Below are 307 nucleotides of genomic sequence, written 5' to 3' on the forward strand. Positions count from 1 at the left end.
TTACTTCTCGTTTTTCACTGGCATAATCTTAGGCTGGTACAAACAACTTATTAACCTAAAAAAATCATCTGTAGCTACAGATGATTCTAGTAGCGGAGTTATTTATGAGCATGATCGGTGTATCAGTAGCTAGCAATAAAAGCCTTCAACTTGAAGCCACTCAAGAAGCCTACAATAGAGCTGTCGTGAAGCTTAATTTGCTGTTGATTGACGATAAAACACACGAAGAAGTGGTCAGAAGCAAGCTGTTTGAAGTCATGGATGAAAGAAATCAGCTGGGGAAGTACTCCACTTCTGATCTGTATGT

The 307-nt window shown here is 39.1% G+C and carries 1 protein-coding gene; it reads left to right on the forward strand.

Features of this window, described 5'->3' with window-relative positions; genetic code table 11:
• Positions 1-104 precede the first annotated feature (104 nt).
• A partial coding sequence (locus tag AAEY72_RS14395; protein WP_352311191.1) for a hypothetical protein occupies positions 105-307 on the forward strand: 203 nt, incomplete at its 3' end.

The organism is Psychrobacter sp. W2-37-MNA-CIBAN-0211 (assembly GCF_040309405.1).
Taxonomy (GTDB): domain Bacteria; phylum Pseudomonadota; class Gammaproteobacteria; order Pseudomonadales; family Moraxellaceae; genus Psychrobacter; species Psychrobacter glaciei.